The following is a 17,757-nucleotide window of genomic DNA, read 5'->3' on the forward strand; positions in this document are numbered from 1 at the left end:
TGCCGATCAAGGCAGCCAGGCGTCCTTCTTCTTGGGCTTCTTGCTCAAGATGGTCGGGAAGCTCACCGGCAGCGTGCGCGGGTAGTCGCGGCTGAAGTGCAGGCCGCGGCTTTCCTGGCGCGACAGGGCCGAGCGCACGATCAGCTCGGCGCAATCCACCAGGTTGCGCAGCTCCAGCAGGTCGCGCGTCACGCGGAAGGCCGCGTAGTAATCGTCGATCTCGTGGCGCAACAGCTTGATGCGGTGCAGCGCCCGCTCCAGGCGACGCGTGGTGCGCACGATGCCCACGTAGTTCCACATCACCAGGCGCAACTCGTCCCAGTTGTGGGCGATCACGACCTCTTCGTCGGCATCCGACACCTGGCTTTCGTCCCAGCCTGACACCTTCGGTGCACTCGTGGGAATCTGCGCAGTGATGTCTTCGGCACAGGTGCGGCCCAGCACCACACACTCCAGCAGCGAATTGCTGGCCAGGCGGTTGGCGCCATGCAGGCCGGTGTAGGTGGTCTCGCCCACGGCATACAGACCCGGCAGGTCGGTACGGCCATGCAGGTCGGTCACCACGCCACCACAGGTGTAGTGCGCGGCCGGCACCACCGGAATCGGCTGCTTGGCAATGTCGATGCCCAGTGACAGGCAACGCGCGTGGATGGTGGGGAAGTGCTCCTTCAGGAAGTCTTCGCCCAAGTGGGTCGCATCCAGCCAGACATGGTCCACGCCGTGCTTTTTCATCTCGAAGTCGATGGCGCGGGCCACGATGTCACGCGGGGCCAACTCGCCCCGCTCGTCGTGCTCGGGCATGAAGCGTGTGCCATCGGGCAGACGCAAGATGGCGCCTTCGCCACGCAAGGCCTCGGTGATCAGGAAGCTGCGCTCTTGCGGGTGGTACAGACAGGTCGGGTGGAACTGGATGAACTCCATGTTCGCCACGCGGCATCCGGCACGCCAGGCCATGGCAATGCCGTCGCCCGTCGACGTGTCCGGGTTGCTGGTGTAGCGGTACACCTTGCCCACACCGCCGGTGGCCATCACCACCGCCGAGGCCACCAGGGTCTCCACTCGGTGGGTTGCGATGTCGAGGGCGTACACGCCGTGGCAACGGGGTGCGGCGCCCGGCTCGACCGCGTTCTTCTTGAGGTGACGGTCGGTGATCAGGTCAATCGCCATCCATTTCTCACGCAAGGTGATGTTGGGATGGCGCTTGACTTCGTCAAGCAGCACATCGTGGATCGCCTTGCCCGTGGCATCGGCTGCGTGGGCGATGCGGCGTACAGCATGGCCGCCTTCACGCGTCAGGTGCAGCCCCAGCGGGCCGGTGGGGTCGGGCGAGAACGGCACACCGCGCTCCACCAGCCACTCGATGGCCTCGGCGCTGTGGCGGGCAATGAACTCGGCCGTGTGCTCGTCCACCAGGCCGCCACCGGCTTCCTGGGTGTCCTTGACATGGGAGGCGATGCTGTCGTCGCTGCCCAGCACGCCCACGATGCCGCCTTGGGCCCAGGCGGTGGCCGCTTCGTGCATCTCGCGCTTGGCCAGCACGATCACGGGCTGCGTTTCTGCCAGGTGCAGGGCCACGGTCAAACCAGCCAAGCCCGCACCGACGATGACGACGGGCAGGGACGATTCAGACACAGCAGACATATCGCTCACAGTGGCCTCAGGGCAGAAGGAGAGCGCCGATTCTACGCCCCCCGTTCAGGTGGCCCCGACTCAAAAACCACTCACGGGGTGCAGCGATCGGCCCCGCAATAGCGCTGGCAAAAACTGCATCCCCACACCGGTAGCCATGACGGGAAAGCGTAGTAACGGCGGTTGACCTCGGCCATCACCTGCTCACGGTAGGCTGCGTACGAGAAGTTGACGCCTTCCAGCGCATAGAAGGTCGCGCCATCTTGCTCAAAGGTGAGCAGACGCACCGAGTCGAAAAAGCCCCGGTAGTCGTCCAGCGACAGTGGCCGCGTGGCCATGACGCGGATGGTCTTTCCTTCCAGCGCTGCGTAGTCCACGATCAGATCATCTTGACGCGCATGCTTGCTGCCTGTGCCCAGCACCGGCACATGATGGCCCGCGGCATAGCCAAAGATCGAGGCCGCCGAGTACGCATTCGACGCCAGCACCACGCCAGGCACCTGCACCTGTTTGACCATTTCTTCGGCACGGGCCGCCTCGACCACCCGGTGGTAGTTCTTCTCGATCAGCCGCACCTGTTGTTTCATGCCCTGCCACTGGCTCAGGTCCGAGAGCGCCGCCCCACCGGCCACCAGCAGGTGCAAGGCCAGGAACACCCCCAGGCCACGCGCCGCCGTGCGCAGTGCCGGGGCCGGCAGCACCCAGGCCCACATCACGAACAGGAAGGGGTAAAAGCCCATCACCCAGTGCAAGCCGATTTCCTTCTTGAAAGCCAGCAGACCAAACAGCGTCAGCGGCACCAGGGCCGCACAAGCCAGCAAGGCCTGCCCTTTCAAGCCCGAGCGCCACGCGCTGCGGTGCCGCCAGCCCAGCCACAGCAACACCGGGCTGATCAGGTAGGCCATCATCAGCGCGTACACCGCGACGTTGGCCGGGGATGCTTCGGAGCCCTCGTTGCGGTTGAACAGGTTGAACATGATGTTGGTCCAGCAATGCTGCAGGTTCCACAGCACGTTCACCGCCACCGCGGGCAAGGCCGCCAACACGATCAGTACCAGGCCGCGCCAGCGGGCCCGCGCAAAGGCAGCGAAGTACACGACAAAGGCCATGCCCAGTAGCACAGCGAAGTACTTGGACAAAAACGCCAGACCCATGAACAGGCCGCTGAGCGCATACAGCCCCCACGGCGAGCGCCCCCGGTCGGCCGCCTGCTCGGCGCGCACCAGGGCCGCCGTGGCCCAGGCCGCCCACAGGATCAAGGGCGTGTCGGTGGCAATGAGGGCATTGAGCCAGTTGATCGGGGCCAGCCAGTACAGCAAGATCGCCCAGGCCGCGCGCTCGCGGCTGACGGGCGACCAGGCCCACCACAGCGCCGCCCCCACGCCCAGCGGCAGGAGCACCGCCGGCATGCGGATGGCCCATTCGGCATCGCCCAACACCGCCCGCATCGCGGCAATCCACCACGCCACCATCGGCGGGTGGTCGTAATAGCCGTAGTCCAGAAAACGCGCCCACCAGTAAAACAGCGCTTCGTCCCCCGTCAGGGGCATGACGGCGGCCATCCAGCCCCGCCAGGCGAGCGAGGCCAGCGCCACCAGCCACAGCCAGCGGGTCGGCATGAACAGGCGTTCGCGCCCTGCCGCAGACGGAGACGCATTGGAGGCGGAAACAGAGAAAAACGACATGGTCAGGGTGGGGCCAGAAAGAAAGTGCCGCCGTCGATCCGCAAGACGGAACCGGGCTCTGGATTCTAGGTGGCCGCTGCTACCATGCCACGCAGGCACTTCGCGACACGTTCAACCCGAGAGGACCGCACCATGCGCTGGCAAGGCAACCGAGAAAGCGACAACGTCGAAGACGTCCGTGGCAGTGGCGGCCGCTCTGGCGGCTTAGGGGGCGGCAAGCTGGGCCTGGGGGGCGTGGCGATTGCGTTGGTGGCCAGCTACTTCCTGGGCATCAACCCGATGACGGTGCTCAACCTGCTGGGCGGTGGGGGCGGCCCGACCGTGAGCGCCCCCGACCCGAACGCCCCGCCCGCCAATGACGAAGCCACCCGTTTCGTGCGCACTGTGCTGGCCGACACCGAAGACGTCTGGCGCACGCTGTTTCAACAAGCCGGTGGCCAGTACCAGGACCCCAAGCTCGTGCTGTTTCGCGGCGCCGTGCCCACGGCCTGCGGCACCGGCCAGTCGGCCATGGGCCCCTTCTACTGCCCCGGCGACAACAAGGTCTATCTGGACCTGGACTTTTTCGACGTGATGCGTGAGCGCCTGGGTGCGCCGGGCGACTTTGCCCAAGCCTATGTGATCGCGCACGAAGTGGGTCACCATGTGCAGAACCTGGTGGGCACCTCGGCCAAGATGGACCAGATGCGCCAGCGCCTGAGTGAAGCCCAGTACAACGCCATGAGTGTGCGCCTGGAGTTGCAAGCCGACTGCTACGCCGGCGTGTGGGCCCACCACGCGCAAAACAGCCGCCAGATCATCGAAAGCGGCGACGTGGAAGAGGCCCTCAACGCCGCCGCCCAGATTGGCGACGACACCCTGCAACGCAAAAGTGGGGGCGCCGTGTCCCCTGAAAGCTTCACGCACGGCACCAGCCAGCAGCGCATGACCTGGTTCAAGCGCGGCATGGAAACGGGCGAACTGAAGCAATGCAACACCTTTGACAAGAACGCCCTGTAAGAACGCCCTGCAACGCGCTGTTCAGGGCACCTCGACCCTCGGAGACACCACCACATGCAAGCCTGGATCTGCAACGAACTGAGCGGCCCTGATGCCCTGACCTGGCAAGACGCCCCCACACCCGAGCCCGGCCCCGGCGAGGTGCGCGTGGCCATCAAGGCAGCCAGCCTGAACTTCCCTGACCTACTGATCGTGCAGGGCAAGTACCAGATGAAGCCGCCCCTGCCCTTCGTGCCGGGTGCCGAGTTTGCCGGCGTGGTCGAAGCCGTGGGCGAAGGCGTCAAGCACCTGAGCGTGGGCAGCCACGTGGCCGGCTTTGGCGGCACGGGCGGCTTTGGCACGCACACCATTTCCAAGGCAGCGGTGCTGATGCCCCTGCCACCGGCCTTCTCGTTTGAAGACGGGGCCGCGTTCCTGTGCACCTATGGCACCACTTACCACGGTCTGATGGACCGCGGGGCCTTGAAGGCTGGCGAGACCGTGCTGGTGCTGGGCGCCGCCGGTGGCGTGGGCACCGCAGCCATCCAGATCGCCAAGGCCGCTGGCGCCAAGGTGATCGCGGCGGCGTCCACCGACGAGAAGTGCGCGCTGTGCAAAGAGCTGGGGGCGGATGCCACCATCAACTACAGCACGCAGAACCTGCGCGATGAGCTCAAAACGCTCACCGAAGGCAAGGGCCCGGACGTGATCTATGACCCCGTCGGCGGAGACCTGACCGAACAGGCCTTCCGCTCGATTGGCTGGCGCGGCCGCCTGCTGGTGGTGGGCTTTGCCAATGGCGCCATCCCCTCGCTGCCGCTGAACCTGACCCTGCTCAAGGGCGCTTCGGTCATGGGCGTGTTCTGGGGTGAGTTTGCCCGCCGCGAACCGCAGGCCAACGCCGCCTGCCTGATGCAGCTGGCCGCCTGGTACATGGAGGGCAAGATCAAGCCCGTCATAGAACACAAGCTGCCGATGTCACAGCTGAAGGAAGGCTTTGCGCTGATGGGCACCCGTCAGGTGCGCGGCAAGGTCGTGCTGGTCAACAGCTGATCCACAGTTGATCGAACGTCACTGCGGAGCGTGTTGCTGGGCCAGCGCCCAGCGCACATGCTCTGCCACCTGCGCCTGGGCGTCCCCTGTCACCATCGGGGCGTCCAGCCAGGCTTGCAGGGTCTGCACCATCTGGTCGCGCAAGGTGGCCTCATCGGCCGTGAGCTCGCGGTCACGCCATGCGGCCAGCGCATTGCCCATGGCCACCGCGATGTTGCGCTGCCAGCGTGCATGGCCAATGCGGCGAATCGGACTGCCTTCGGTCAGGCGCAAGAAAGTGGCTTCGTCCCACTGCCACAGCTGCAGCAAGGTCGGATCGTTCAAGGCCGGTCGCACATCGAAATCGGGCACGCGGGCGCGCTGCGCGAACTTGTTCCACGGGCAGGCCAGCTGACAGTCGTCACAGCCATAGATGCGGTTGCCCATCAAGGGACGCAGCTCGGTCGGAATCGGGCCATCGTGCTCGATGGTGAGGTAAGAGATGCAACGCCGTGCATCCACTTGGCGCTCGCCCACGATGGCCTGGGTCGGGCACAGGTCGATGCACGAGCGGCACGCGCCACAGTGCGGCGACACCGGCTCGGTCAGCGGCAAGGGCACGTCCACATAGATCTCACCCAGAAAGAAGGTGGAGCCGGCCTCGCGCGACAGCAGCAGCGTGTGCTTGCCCCGCCAGCCCACGCCGCTGCGGCTGGCCAGCTCCACCTCCAGCACCGGCGCCGAGTCGGTGAAGACGCGATGCCCCAAGGGCCCGAGCAAGCCGGCCAGCTGATCGGCCAGCTTTTGCAGCCGGGCGCGCAACACCTTGTGATAGTCCCGCCCCCGGGCGTACATCGACACGGCCGCGGCCTCCGGGCGCTGCAATCGCGCCCATTCCACGGCCTGCCAGCCCTCGGCGGCCACACTGGCGGGCAGGTAGTCCATGCGGGCGGTGATGACGCGCACCGTGCCAGGCACCAGCTCGGCCGGGCGCGCGCGCTTGAGGCCATGGCTGGCCATGTAGTGCATCTCACCGTGGCAACCACGCGCCAACCAGGCCAACAAACCGGGCTCGGCGCTTGACAAGTCCACACCCGCTACGCCAATCTGAGAAAATCCCAAGGTTGTCGCCCATTGGCGCAGTTGAGCCATGACCTCGGCAGGATCGGCCTGCAGGCGGGGCTCATCTGTCAAGGGCGGCTGAAGTTCAGGATGCATGTGTCGATCGTAGCAAGTTCGCCCCCTTCTCCAGCCGACGCTTTCCAATGGTCGGACGAAAGCGATTGCCAAGCCATGGCCGAGCGTCTGGCCGAGGGCTTGCGCCCCTTGCTGACGCAGGGGCAAACGGTGTACATCGAACTGCATGGCACCCTGGGCGCAGGCAAGACCACCTTCACGCGCCACCTGCTGCGAGCCTTGGGGGTCGAAGGCCGCATCAAGAGCCCCAGCTATGCCGTGGTCGAGCCGCACGAAGCCGCGGGCGGCATCCAGGTTCACCATTTCGACTTCTACCGTTTCAACGACCCGCAGGAGTGGGAAGATGCTGGCTTTCGGGATCTGTTCGCCGCGCCCGGCCTGAAGCTGGCCGAGTGGCCCGAGCAAGCGGCCGGTCTGCTGCCCCGCCCTGACCTGCGCCTGTACCTCACCCCCGTCTCCGACACGCGCCGCGACGTGCGCCTGGAAGCCCTCACCCTCACAGGTGAGGCCTTGCGGACAGGGCTGATCAAAGGGATGACCCAACCATGAGGCAGAAACATCTCGCGCCTGTTTCCTCTTCCCGACGCAAGCTGCTGCAGCAATCGCTGGGTGGCGCCGTGGTGCTGTGTCTGGGGCCGCAGCAACTGGCCTGGGGCGCCGACCTGGTGGCCGTGCGCGTGTGGCCGGCCGAGGCCTACACCCGCGTCACGCTGGAATCGGACACCGCGCTCAACGCCAACTTCTTTGCGGTCGAGCACCCCAACCGCCTGGTCATCGACATCGAGGGCCTGGCCCTGAGCCCGCAGATCAAGGAACTGGTCAGCAAGGTCCGCTCGGACGACCCCTTCATTGCCGGGGTGCGCGTGGGCCAGAACAAGACCAATGTGGTCCGCCTGGTGCTGGACCTCAAGCAGCAGACCAAACCCCAGGTGTTCGGCCTGGCGCCCGTGGCGGCCTACCAGCACCGGCTGGTGTTCGATCTGTACCCCTCGCTGAACGCCGACCCGATTCTGGCCCTGCAGCGCAGCAACGCTCTGGCCACCCCCACACCGCAGCCCGCCACACCTGTAACGCCGCCCGCCGGCACCAGCCCCGGCGCCTACATGTCGGCCCCCAGTGGCCCCTCGCCTGCCGTGCCCCCGGTGGCATCGGCGCCACCCGTGTCACCCGTGCCGGCGACCAAGCCAGAGGCCGGCAATGCCGAGCAAGCCGCAGCCGCCATGAACGATGCGCTCGACGAGTTCATTGGTTCGCTGCATGGCAAGACGCAGGACAAGGCAGTGGCCAAGGCCGCCCCGCGCCCGGCTGACAAGCCCAGCACCGATCGCAAGACGGTGGTGGCCACCGGCAACCCTCGCGCCAGCGCGCAGCGCCTGGTCATCGTGGCGCTGGACGCCGGCCATGGCGGCGAGGACCCCGGTGCGATCGGCCCCAGTGGGCTGTACGAGAAGAACGTGGTGCTGGCCGTGGCGCAGAAACTGCGTAACCGCATCAACGCCACACCGGGCATGCGCGCCATGCTCACCCGCGAATCCGATTACTTCGTGCCACTGCACGAGCGCGTCAACAAGGCCCGCCGCGTGCAGGCCGACCTGTTCGTCTCCATCCACGCCGATGCGTTCACCAATCCGGAAGCACGGGGCGCCTCGGTGTTCGCACTGTCCGAAAACGGCGCGTCCAGTGCATCAGCCCGCTGGCTGGCGAAAAAAGAGAACGCGTCCGACCTGGTGGGCGGTGTGAACATCAAGGCCAAAGATGCCGTGATCATGCGCACCTTGCTCGACATGTCCACCACGGCCCAGATCAAGGACAGCCTCAAGCTCGGCTCGGCCGTGCTGGGCCACCTGGGCAAGGTCGGGCGCCTGCACAAGCCCCGCGTCGAACAAGCCGGCTTTGCGGTGTTGAAGGCCCCGGACATTCCGTCCATCCTGGTGGAGACGGGCTTCATCACCAACCCGGAAGAAGAGTCCAAGCTCAAGAACGACAGCTACCAGGACGAACTGGCCGATGCCCTGATGGCGGGCATCTCGCGCTACTTCGAAAAGAACCCGCCCCTGGCCCGCGGCAACGCGATGTGATCGAGGGCCCTGCCGACCACACCGCGGTCAGCGGCACACAAGGCACAACGGAAAGCACAACGGCCCTTTCGGGCCGTTGTCTTTGGGGTGGGCAGCAGGCAGCGCGTCAGGACGCGATGCGCTCTTGCCGGCTGGCCTTCCAGGCGCCGAACAGGGCGATCAGGCCCGGGATCAGGATCAGCGCCCAGATGATCTTGCTCAGGTGCTGCTGCACGAACGGCAGGTTGCCGAACAGGTAGCCTACCGTGGTCAGGCCCACCACCCAGATCAGCGCACCGACCACGTTGAACGCGGTGAAGGTGGCCCGGTTCATCTCGGCCACCCCGGCCACGAAGGGCGCGAAGGTGCGGATGAACGGCATGAAGCGCGCCAGGATGATGGTGATGCCGCCGTGCTTCTCGTAGAAGTTGTGGGCCGCGTTGAAGGCCTTGCGGTTGAACCAGCGCGAGTCCTCCCACTGGAACACCTTCGGTCCGATGTAGCGGCCGATCGTGTAATTGAGCTGGTCGCCGGCAATGGCCGCCACCAGCAGCACCCCCATCGCCACCGGCAGGCTCATGGCCCCGGTACCCGCCAGGGCGCCCACCACGAACAAGAGCGAATCACCCGGCAAAAAGGGCATCACCACCAGACCGGTTTCTACGAAAACGATCAGAAACAGCAGGGCGTACACCCACATGCCGTAGGCCTGAACGAACTCGGCCAGGTGCTTGTCGACGTGCAGGATGAAATTGATGAGAAATTGAACGAGTTCCATGGCGCCGGATTATCAGGGCGATTCATGACGTCGCCCCCGGGAAACAGGCCCCGCCTCCTACAATACGGGGATGACGCAAGAGCCCGCCCGCGCCCCCTTGTCCGAAGATGTGCAAGCCTCTGGGGCCGGTGAGTCGCGCCCTCGCCGCCACATCCGCGAGTTGCCCGACGAGCTGATCAGCCAGATTGCCGCCGGTGAGGTGGTCGAGCGCCCCGCCTCGGTCGTGCGCGAGCTGGTGGACAACGCGCTGGACGCGGGTGCCACCCAGATCACCGTCAAGCTGATGGCTGGCGGCATCCGCCAGATCCTGGTCGAAGACGATGGCTGCGGCATCCCGCTCGAAGAGCTGCCCCTGGCGCTGCGCCGCCACGCCACCTCCAAGATCCGCTCGCTGGAAGACCTGGAAAGCGTGGGCACCATGGGTTTTCGGGGTGAAGCCCTGGCGGCCATTGCCTCGGTGTCTGACGCCTCCATTGCCAGCCGCACGGCAGACGATGCGCATGCCCACCGCCTGGATGCGCGCTCAGGCGAGTTGAACCCCGCGGCCCGCAGCGTGGGCACCAGCGTCGAGGTGCGCGAGCTGTTTTTCAGCACGCCGGCGCGACGTAAATTTTTGAAAAGTGAGCCCACCGAGCTGGCGCACTGCCTGGAATCGGTGCGTCGCCACGCGCTGTCCCGCCCCGATGTGGGCTTCAGCGTGTGGCACGAAGGCAAGCTGGTCGAGCAGTTGCGCCCTGGCAGCGCCAGCCAGCGCCTGCAAGATGTGCTGGGCGACACCTTCATCGCCACCAGCCGTGAGGTGGACCTGCAGATTGGGCCGATGCGCGTACACGGCCGCGCCGGTTTGCCCGACGCCGCCCGCTCGCGCGCCGACTGGCAGTACTGCTACGTCAATGGCCGCTATGTGCGCGACAAGCTGATCTCGCACGGCGTGCGCTCGGCCTATGAAGACGTGCTGCACGGCTCGCGCCAGCCCACCTACGTGCTCTTCATCGAGATCGACCCCGAGCGTGTGGACGTGAACGTGCACCCGACCAAGATCGAGGTGCGCTTCCGCGACTCGCGCGAGGTGCACCAGGCGGTGCGCAAGGCGGTGGAAAGCGCACTGGCCTTGTCGCGCGCCGGACAGGTGAAAGCCGATGATCGCCATGTGGCGCCCATTGGCACCGGCACACCGGCCCCATCGGCCACGGCATCCGGCGACGCAAACACCTCTGGCGTGGCAGCCGACATTGCCGCGCCCACCGTGGCCTGGCCCACCCCCACGCATCAGCAAAACCCGCTGCCCTGGACGCGCGTGCAAGACAGCGCCCCGGAGCGACGCTGGGCGGGCTGGCCCACGACGGCCGGCGAGGCCAACCCCGGCGCCCACATCAGCACGGGCATTGACCCGTTTGCCAACCTGAACCTGCCCCGCGTGGTGGCGGCCAACACGGCCCATGCCGACCACGACGAACCCGTCGATGCCCTGCCGCCCCTGAGCGCGATGCATCCGGCCGCGTCACAGGGCCTGGCCGATGGCGCGGCAGAGCGCACCGCTGGCGGCCTGAACTCCGTCTGGCCCACCAGCAGCGCCAGCCCGGACAAGCTGGACGACGCCCACGAGTGGCCGCTGGGCCGTGCGATTGCACAGGTGGGCGGCATCTACGTGCTGGCCGAAAACGCCAAAGGCCTGATCATTGTGGACATGCACGCCGCCCACGAGCGCGTGGTCTACGAGCGCCTGAAAGCGCAGATGGCGCATGAGCGGCTGGAAAGCCAGCCCCTGCTGATCCCACTGGTGTTTGCCGCCACGCCGCAAGAAATGGCCACCGCCGAAACCCAGCGCGAAGCCTTGCTGGCCCTGGGGCTGGATGTGGACGCCATCGGCCCCGGCAAGTTGGCCATCCGCGCCACCCCCATGGCGCTCACGCAGGCCGATGGCATTGACCTGGCGCGCTCGGTGCTGGCCGAACTGGCCCAGCTCGACGCCAGCAACGTGATCCAGCGCGCCCAGCACGAACTGCTGGCCACGATGGCCTGCCACGGCGCCGTGCGCGCCAACCGCAAGCTCACCCTCACCGAAATGAACGCGCTGCTGCGCGACATGGAAGCCACGGAGCGGGCCGACCAGTGCAACCACGGTCGCCCCACCTGGCGCCAGCTCACCCTGCGCGAACTTGACGCGCTTTTCCTGCGCGGCCGCTGACGCTCAGGCAGGAACCGACTATGACCGAACGTAAAAAACTGAGCCTGCGCCCCCCTGCCCAGGCTGACGCCCCCTCTGGCGCCGACGCCTTCCGCAAGCCGCCCGTGCGCGGCACGGCCCCCCGCAAGCGCATGACGGCCGCCGAGGCCGCACAAGCCCGTGAAGAGGCAGCAGCCCGCCCACGCCGCTCGCCCCCCGCAGAGCCCGTCCATGGCCGCGACGAACGCGGCCCGCGTGACGATCGCCGTGCCCGCCCCGCCAACCCCGAGCGCGCGCCCTATGGCGATCGCCCGCGTCAAGGCGATGCCCCCCGTGATGAATGGCAAAACCGCCCAGCCCGCGACGAACGAGGCGCACGTGACAACCGTCAGGACCCGCGCCGCGATCCGCGCCAAGGTGATCCCCGCCAAGGTGATGTCCGCAACGATCGCCGCGATGACCGCCGCGCCCCGTTCGGCAGCGCCCCCCGCCGTGACGACGAGCGCGCAGCACAGCGCCAATCGCCCCCGCGGCGCGACGACGGTCGCCCCGACAGCCGCTACGAGCGTCGGGATGACCGCCGCGCCATGGGTCCCGGCGATCGCCCGCGCCACCCTGACGCACGCCCTGACACGCGTCCGACTCAGCCCGCACGCGCCCAAGCGCCCGCTGCCGCCGCCGAGGTTGATCACGACGGCCGCGTGCGCCTGTCCAAGCTGATGAGCGAACGGGGCCTGGCCTCGCGCCGCGAAGCCGACGAGTGGATCGAACACGGCTGGGTGCGCGTCAATGGCGAAGTGGTGGCCGAACTCGGCACCCGCGTCCCCCCTGACGTCGAGGTCACCATCGACCCGCTGGCCCGCACGCAGCAGGCCGAACGCGTCACCATCTTGCTGCACAAGCCCATCGGCTACGTCAGCGGCCAGGCCGAAGATGGCTATGAGCCTGCCGTCGTCCTGATCACGCCCGAGAACCGCTGGGCCGATGACCGCATGCCGATCAAGCTGACGCGCGGTCACCTCAAGCACCTGGCCCCCTGCGGCCGCCTCGACATCGACTCCACCGGCATGCTGGTGCTCTCGCAAGACGGGCGCATCGCCAAACACCTGATCGGTGAAGACTCCGGCGTGGAGAAGGAATACCTGGTGCGCGTGGAGTACATGCCCGAGCCCGGTGCCGAGAACGTCTCGGCCGTGGTGCCGCCCGAAGCCATCGAACGCCTGCGCTTCGGCCTGGAGCTGGACGGTCGCCAACTGCGCCATGCCCAGGTGTCCTGGCAGAACGAGCAGCAACTGCGCTTCGTGCTGCGCGAAGGCCGCAAGCGCCAGATCCGCCGCATGTGCGAGCAAGTCGGCCTCAAAGTGGTGGGCCTCAAGCGCGTGCGCATGGGCAGCGTCACCCTGGGCAAATTGCCCGTCGGCCAATGGCGTTTCCTGAGACCTGATGAGCGCTTCTGATCCTGACACCCGCGGCACCCCCTCGGTGCCGGCCTGGGTGGCCGTGATGGCCGTGGGCCTGTTGACGGGCCTGCAACCGCTGAGCACCGACATGTACCTGCCGGCCCTGCCGGAAATGCAGCGCGCCCTGTCACTGACCTCGCCCCAGGTGCAGTGGACCCTGTCGGTGCTGATCATGGCCTTTGGCATCGGGCAACTGGTGTGGGGCCCGGTGGCCGACCGCGTGGGACGCCAGCCCGTGCTGCGCTGGGGGCTGGGCTTGTATGTGCTGGCCAGCGCCGCCGCCGCTTTTGCACCCGACCTGACGGTGGTGCTGCTGGCGCGCATCGCCCAGGGCGCCAGCCTGTCGGCGGCGGTGGTGTGTGGTCGCGCCATGATCCGCGACCTGTACCCCCCCGAAGAAGGCGCCAAGGTGATGACCAAGGGCATGGGCCTGCTCGGGGTTCTGGCCTTGCTGGGTCCGGTCGTGGGCGCCATCGCGGCCACGCTGGGCGGCTGGCGGGCCACCATGGGCCTGATGTTGCTGTTCTCCAGCCTGATCCTGCTGTTCATCTGGCGCAAGCTGCCCGAGACCCTGCCAGCGCACCGGCGCCAGCTCCCTCAGCCCTGGCTCAAGCTGGTGAGCCAGTGGTGGCAGATCTCCAAACACCCCACCTTCCGTGCCCACACCCTGCTCACCTCGTCCACCTATGGCGGGCTGTATGTGTACCTGGCGCTGTCGGCCTTCGCCTTCATCGACGTGCTGCAAACCAGCCGCACCGTCTATGGCGTCATCATGGCCTCCTTGTCGCTGGCCTACCTGGGGGGCACCTTCGTGTGCCGCCGCGCCCTGCACCGCATCGGGCTGATCCGCACCATCCGCATCGGCGGTTGGCTCTCCTTCTCAGGCGGGCTGGCCATCGCACTGGTAGCCGTGGCGCAGTTCAGCCTGGGATGGCGCGTGCATCCGGTGGCCTTGCTGCCCGGCATGTGGCTCTATGCCATCGGCCACGGCATCCACCAGCCCTGCGGGCAGACCGGCGTGGTCGCCGCCTTCCCCAAGCAGGCGGGTGCCGCGTCGGCCCTGTCCGGCTTCGTGCTGGCCAGCATGGCCTTTGGGGTGGGCGCGGTGCTGTCGTGGTGGACCTCGCTGCCCGGCTGGGCCGGCACCCTCTACCCCATGACGCTGGGCATGGGCCTGGGCGGCGTGTGCACCGCCTGGGTGGCGCTGCGGCGCGTGCAACGTGACGGCCTGCCCCGGAGAGACGCATGAGCCCTGAGCTGAACCCGCAGCCCCCCACCTGGATCCTGGCCGGCCCCACCGCCTGCGGCAAAACCGCCGCGGCCCTGGCGCTGGCCCGCGAGGTCGATCTGGAAATCATCAGCGTCGATTCGGCCCTGATCTACCGCAGTATGGACATTGGCACCGCCAAGCCCACAGCCGACGAACTCGCCCAGGTGCCCCACCACCTCATCGACATCCTCGATCCCACCGAGAGCTACAGCGCCGCCCGCTTTGTGCAAGACACGCACCGCCTGATCGGCGAAATTCGGGCACGCGGGCGCACCCCGCTGCTGGTGGGCGGCACCATGCTCTACATCAAGGCCCTGCTGGAGGGTCTGGACGAGCTGCCCCCCGCCGACCCGGTGATCCGCGCCGTGCTCGATGCCCAGATGGCCGCACGCGGCAGCGCGGCCCTGCACGCCGACCTCGCCCAGGTGGACCCGGTCACCGCCGCCCGCCTGGCCCCGGGCGACACGCAGCGCATCCAGCGTGCGCTGGAGGTGTGGCACAGCAGCGGCCGCCCGCTGTCGGCCTTCCACACCCGCAGCAGCGCGCAGGCCCCGGTGCACGATGCCATCCTGGTGTCGCTGGAGCCCACCGACCGCGCCTGGCTGCACCAGCGCATCGCGCTGCGATTCGAGCAGATGATGGCCGCTGGCTTCATCGACGAGGTCAAGCGCCTGCGCCAGCGTCCCGATCTACATGTGGGCCTGCCGTCGATTCGCTGTGTGGGTTACCGCCAGGTGTGGGAGGCGCTGGATGCGGGCTTGGACCTCGACCAGCCCGCCGTGCTGCGCGAGGTGATGGACAAGGGCATTGCTGCCACCCGCCAGCTGGCCAAGCGCCAGATCACCTGGCTGCGCAGCATGCCCCTGCGCCATGTGGTGGCCTGTGATGCGGGCGACCCTTTGCCCGCCATCCGCCACCACCTGTTGGCGCGCACCTGAACCGTTGCATCCCCCACGCAACACCTTGGATTCATGATTCCGGTCAATTCCATTGGATTTGACCTGAGTTAAGCCTGATGGCGCAAGATCGCCCTACTCTGGTTCAACTTGATCGAGATCCAACATGCCTCACGAACTATTCCGTCACAAGGGCCACGTGTGCCTGATGTTTTCCGACCTCAGCATGGAGGGTGGAGAGGCTGTTCAAGCCAACCAGTTTCTGATCGTCAACGACGACACCGGCGCCATCATTGACCCGGGCGGCAACCTCGCCTACAGCGAGCTGTACCTGGGCATGACCAAGTACTTCCCGCCCTCGCGCCTGTCGGCCATCATCGCCTCGCACGCCGACCCGGACATCATCGCCTCGCTCGACCGCTGGATGACGGCCACCCCCGATGCCAAGCTGTATGTGTCGACCCTGTGGGAGCGCTTCGTGCCCCACTTCTGCAAACCCGGCAAAACGCTGGGCCGCGTGGTCGGCATCCCTGACCCGGGCATGCACATCTCCATTGGCGACTGCAAGCTGATCGCGGTGCCGGCGCACTTCATGCACGCCGAAGGCAACTTCCAGTTCTACGACCCGATCAGCAAGATCCTGTTCTCGGGTGACCTGGGCGTGAACTTCCTGGGCAAGAACAAGGCCTCGGACTACATCACCTCGCTCTCGCCCCTGCCCAACGGCATGGAAGCGTTCCACCGCCGCTACATGGTCTCGGGCAAGATCCTGCGCTTCTGGGCCCGCATGGCGCGCCAGATGGACATCCACATGATCGTGCCGCAGCACGGTGCCCCGCTGGCCGGCCCTGCCGTCAAGGAGTTCATCGACTGGGTTGAAGGCCTGTCGTGCGGCATCGACCTGATGACCGACGCCAACTACACCGTGCCTGGCGTCTGACCCCCTCGGGCTGCCCCGGCCCGCTCCGGCCCCCGATCACGCCCTGCCGCGTGGTCTCTGAAGACGCCCTTTCCGGGCGTCTTTTGCTTGGGTCAGTGCGCCCCGCCCGCATCGGTGGCCGCGCCTGCGGCACGCGGGCTCGGCCGACGTGCCAGCCACACCATTGGAATCAAGGCCACGAACAACACCGCCGACGCCAGGAACACATCGTTGGCCGAGCGCGTGAAGGCCTGCTGATCGATCAGCCTCGTGATCTGCAGGGCGGCCTGCTCAAAGCTCATGCCGCTGTTCATCAAGGTCGTGAACGCGTCCATCGCACCGGGGTCGGTGCGCGTCACATGCTCGGTCAGGTGGGCATGGTGCATGGTGGCGCGGTCATCCCACAGGGTGGTCACCAGCGAGGTGCCCATGGCCCCGGCCGTGATGCGCGCAAAGTTGCTCAAGCCCGACGCCGACGGGATGCGCTCCGGTGACAGCCCCGACAGCGTGATGGCACTCAAGGGAATGAAGAAGAAGGCCAACGCGGCACCCTGCAAGATGGTGGGCACCATGATGGTGTCGAAGTCAGCCAGGGTGTTGAAGCGCGAACGCATCCACAGCACCACCGCAAACACCAGGAAGGACACGGTGGCCATCTTGCGCGGATCGACCCGCGCCACATTCTTGCCCACCAGGGGGGACAGCAGGATGGCCAGCACGCCCACCGGCGCAATCGCCATGCCGGCGGCCGAGGCGGTGTAGCCCATGTACTGCTGCAACCACAGCGGCAACAGCACCACATTGCCAAAGAACAGGCCGTAGCCCACCGACAGGGCCAGCGCTCCCACCGCGAAGTTGCGCGTGGCAAACAGGCGCAGTTCCACCACCGGGTGCTCGGTGGTCAGCTCCCAGACCAGGAAGACCACAAAGCTCACCAAAGCCACCAGGCCGAGGATGACGATCTGGCCACTCTCGAACCACTCCAGCTCCTTGCCCTTGTCGAGCATGATCTGCAGCGCGCCCACCCACAGCACCAGCAAAGCCAGCCCCACCGTGTCGATGGGCAGCTTGCGCGTGGGGGTGTCACGCTTGGCATAGATGCGCCAGGTCACCAGCGCCGCACCCAAGCCCACCGGCACGTTGATGTAAAAAATCCAGGGCCAGGACACGTTGTCCGTGATCCAGCCACCCAACAAGGGCCCAGTCACCGGCGCCACCAGTGTGGTCATCGCCCACAAGGCCAGTGCCGTGCCCGCCTTGGCCGGCGGGTAGCTCTGCAACAACAAGGTCTGCGACAACGGGATCATCGGCCCCGCCACCAGCCCCTGCAGCACCCGAAACGCAATCAGCCATTCCAGCGACGGCGCAAAGCCGCACAGCCATGAGGCCAGCACAAACAAGAGCACACTGGCCGTGAACAGGCGCACCGCCCCGAATCGCTGCGTGAGCCACCCCGTCAGCGGCACCGAGATGGCGTTGGCCACCCCGAAGCTGGTGATGACCCAGGTGCCCTGCGCAGGGCTCACCCCCAGATCACCGGCAATGGCCGGCAAGGACACGTTCGCAATCGACGAGTCCAGCACGTTCATGAAGGTGGCCAGCGACAAGGCCAGCGTGCCCAGGGCCAAGGACCGGCCCGTGAGCGGAGGGTGCGCCAGCGGTGACGCGGCCGAGCCGGGCTGTGCCATG

The 17,757-nt window shown here is 67.0% G+C and carries 15 protein-coding genes; 9 read left to right on the top strand and 6 right to left on the bottom strand.

Going from position 1 to position 17,757, the window contains the following annotated elements; genetic code table 11:
• Nucleotides 1-6: 6 nt before the first annotated feature.
• Both nadB and AC3WW4_RS12670 read right to left on the bottom strand, forming a co-directional pair.
• Nucleotides 7-1,641 carry an L-aspartate oxidase gene (gene nadB, locus AC3WW4_RS12665; protein WP_488828850.1) on the bottom strand — a complete coding sequence of 545 codons (1,635 nt, stop codon included), beginning with the start codon at nt 1,639-1,641 and terminating at the stop codon, nt 7-9.
• Between the two features lie 80 nt (nt 1,642-1,721).
• Nucleotides 1,722-3,314 (bottom strand): ArnT family glycosyltransferase, encoded by a 1,593-nt coding sequence (locus tag AC3WW4_RS12670; RefSeq protein WP_488828851.1) that lies wholly within the window; start codon nt 3,312-3,314, stop codon nt 1,722-1,724.
• A gap of 132 nt (nt 3,315-3,446) precedes the next feature.
• Between AC3WW4_RS12670 and ypfJ the strand changes: the two genes are divergently transcribed.
• Nucleotides 3,447-4,313: a KPN_02809 family neutral zinc metallopeptidase gene (gene ypfJ, locus AC3WW4_RS12675; RefSeq protein WP_488828852.1), complete on the top strand. Its 867-nt coding sequence runs from the start codon at nt 3,447-3,449 to the stop codon at nt 4,311-4,313.
• 54 nt (nt 4,314-4,367) lie between these two features.
• On the top strand, nt 4,368-5,345 hold the full coding sequence (locus tag AC3WW4_RS12680) for an NADPH:quinone oxidoreductase family protein (RefSeq protein WP_488828853.1): 978 nt from the start codon (nt 4,368-4,370) through the stop codon (nt 5,343-5,345).
• 18 nt (nt 5,346-5,363) lie between these two features.
• Here the strand turns inward: AC3WW4_RS12680 and queG are convergent, their stop codons facing one another.
• Nucleotides 5,364-6,476, bottom strand: coding sequence for a tRNA epoxyqueuosine(34) reductase QueG (gene queG, locus AC3WW4_RS12685; RefSeq protein ID WP_488829750.1), 1,113 nt, complete (start codon nt 6,474-6,476; stop codon nt 5,364-5,366).
• Between the two features lie 60 nt (nt 6,477-6,536).
• On the opposite strand from queG, the gene tsaE reads away from it, so the two are divergent.
• Nucleotides 6,537-7,070, top strand: a complete 534-nt coding sequence (tsaE, locus tag AC3WW4_RS12690) for a tRNA (adenosine(37)-N6)-threonylcarbamoyltransferase complex ATPase subunit type 1 TsaE (protein WP_488828854.1) — start codon at nt 6,537-6,539, stop codon at nt 7,068-7,070.
• Here tsaE and AC3WW4_RS12695 read toward each other — a convergent pair.
• A complete protein-coding gene (locus AC3WW4_RS12695) occupies nt 7,048-7,110 on the bottom strand; it encodes a hypothetical protein (protein WP_488829751.1) in 63 nt (20 codons plus the stop codon). The two genes, tsaE and AC3WW4_RS12695, sit on opposite strands and share 23 nt — an antisense overlap.
• A gap of 31 nt (nt 7,111-7,141) precedes the next feature.
• Here AC3WW4_RS12695 and AC3WW4_RS12700 point away from each other — a divergent pair, with 31 nt between their 5' ends.
• Nucleotides 7,142-8,599: an N-acetylmuramoyl-L-alanine amidase gene (locus AC3WW4_RS12700; protein WP_488829752.1), complete on the top strand. Its 1,458-nt coding sequence runs from the start codon at nt 7,142-7,144 to the stop codon at nt 8,597-8,599.
• A 106-nt stretch (nt 8,600-8,705) separates the two neighbouring features.
• On the opposite strand, the gene AC3WW4_RS12705 is transcribed toward AC3WW4_RS12700, so the two are convergent.
• Nucleotides 8,706-9,356 (bottom strand): DedA family protein, encoded by a 651-nt coding sequence (locus AC3WW4_RS12705; RefSeq protein ID WP_488828855.1) that lies wholly within the window; start codon nt 9,354-9,356, stop codon nt 8,706-8,708.
• A gap of 70 nt (nt 9,357-9,426) precedes the next feature.
• Between AC3WW4_RS12705 and mutL the strand changes: the two genes are divergently transcribed.
• From mutL to AC3WW4_RS12730, 5 genes are all read left to right on the top strand, one after another.
• On the top strand, nt 9,427-11,544 hold the full coding sequence (gene mutL, locus AC3WW4_RS12710) for a DNA mismatch repair endonuclease MutL (RefSeq protein WP_488828856.1): 2,118 nt from the start codon (nt 9,427-9,429) through the stop codon (nt 11,542-11,544).
• Nucleotides 11,545-11,564: 20 nt separating this feature from the next.
• Entirely contained in the window at nt 11,565-12,980 is a 1,416-nt protein-coding gene (locus tag AC3WW4_RS12715; protein ID WP_488828857.1) for a pseudouridine synthase, read from the top strand.
• Nucleotides 12,967-14,232: a multidrug effflux MFS transporter gene (locus AC3WW4_RS12720; RefSeq protein ID WP_488828858.1), complete on the top strand. Its 1,266-nt coding sequence runs from the start codon at nt 12,967-12,969 to the stop codon at nt 14,230-14,232. The genes AC3WW4_RS12715 and AC3WW4_RS12720 overlap by 14 nt, the downstream gene beginning before the upstream one ends.
• Complete coding sequence (miaA, locus tag AC3WW4_RS12725) at nt 14,229-15,191, top strand: tRNA (adenosine(37)-N6)-dimethylallyltransferase MiaA (RefSeq protein ID WP_488828859.1); 963 nt, start codon at nt 14,229-14,231, stop codon at nt 15,189-15,191. Before AC3WW4_RS12720 ends, miaA begins: the two co-directional genes overlap by 4 nt.
• A gap of 124 nt (nt 15,192-15,315) precedes the next feature.
• On the top strand, nt 15,316-16,089 hold the full coding sequence (locus AC3WW4_RS12730; protein ID WP_488828860.1) for an oxygen-binding di-iron domain-containing protein: 774 nt from the start codon (nt 15,316-15,318) through the stop codon (nt 16,087-16,089).
• 92 nt (nt 16,090-16,181) lie between these two features.
• On the opposite strand, the gene AC3WW4_RS12735 is transcribed toward AC3WW4_RS12730, so the two are convergent.
• Nucleotides 16,182-17,756, bottom strand: a complete 1,575-nt coding sequence (locus AC3WW4_RS12735; RefSeq protein ID WP_488828861.1) for a DHA2 family efflux MFS transporter permease subunit — start codon at nt 17,754-17,756, stop codon at nt 16,182-16,184.
• Nucleotide 17,757 lies beyond the last annotated feature (1 nt).

This window comes from Aquabacterium sp. TM01 (assembly GCF_057808345.1).

Coding starts and splice junctions, on each gene's coding strand:
- miaA (WP_488828859.1), top strand. CDS start 14,229: ATGAGCCCTGAGCTGAACCCGCAGCCCCCCACCTGGATCCTGGCCGGC.
- tsaE (WP_488828854.1), top strand. CDS start 6,537: ATGCATGTGTCGATCGTAGCAAGTTCGCCCCCTTCTCCAGCCGACGCT.
- AC3WW4_RS12735 (WP_488828861.1), bottom strand. CDS start 17,756: ATGGCACAGCCCGGCTCGGCCGCGTCACCGCTGGCGCACCCTCCGCTC.
- AC3WW4_RS12715 (WP_488828857.1), top strand. CDS start 11,565: ATGACCGAACGTAAAAAACTGAGCCTGCGCCCCCCTGCCCAGGCTGAC.
- AC3WW4_RS12730 (WP_488828860.1), top strand. CDS start 15,316: ATGCCTCACGAACTATTCCGTCACAAGGGCCACGTGTGCCTGATGTTT.
- nadB (WP_488828850.1), bottom strand. CDS start 1,641: ATGTCTGCTGTGTCTGAATCGTCCCTGCCCGTCGTCATCGTCGGTGCG.
- ypfJ (WP_488828852.1), top strand. CDS start 3,447: ATGCGCTGGCAAGGCAACCGAGAAAGCGACAACGTCGAAGACGTCCGT.
- queG (WP_488829750.1), bottom strand. CDS start 6,476: ATGGCTCAACTGCGCCAATGGGCGACAACCTTGGGATTTTCTCAGATT.
- AC3WW4_RS12680 (WP_488828853.1), top strand. CDS start 4,368: ATGCAAGCCTGGATCTGCAACGAACTGAGCGGCCCTGATGCCCTGACC.
- AC3WW4_RS12705 (WP_488828855.1), bottom strand. CDS start 9,356: ATGGAACTCGTTCAATTTCTCATCAATTTCATCCTGCACGTCGACAAG.
- AC3WW4_RS12720 (WP_488828858.1), top strand. CDS start 12,967: ATGAGCGCTTCTGATCCTGACACCCGCGGCACCCCCTCGGTGCCGGCC.
- mutL (WP_488828856.1), top strand. CDS start 9,427: ATGACGCAAGAGCCCGCCCGCGCCCCCTTGTCCGAAGATGTGCAAGCC.
- AC3WW4_RS12670 (WP_488828851.1), bottom strand. CDS start 3,314: ATGTCGTTTTTCTCTGTTTCCGCCTCCAATGCGTCTCCGTCTGCGGCA.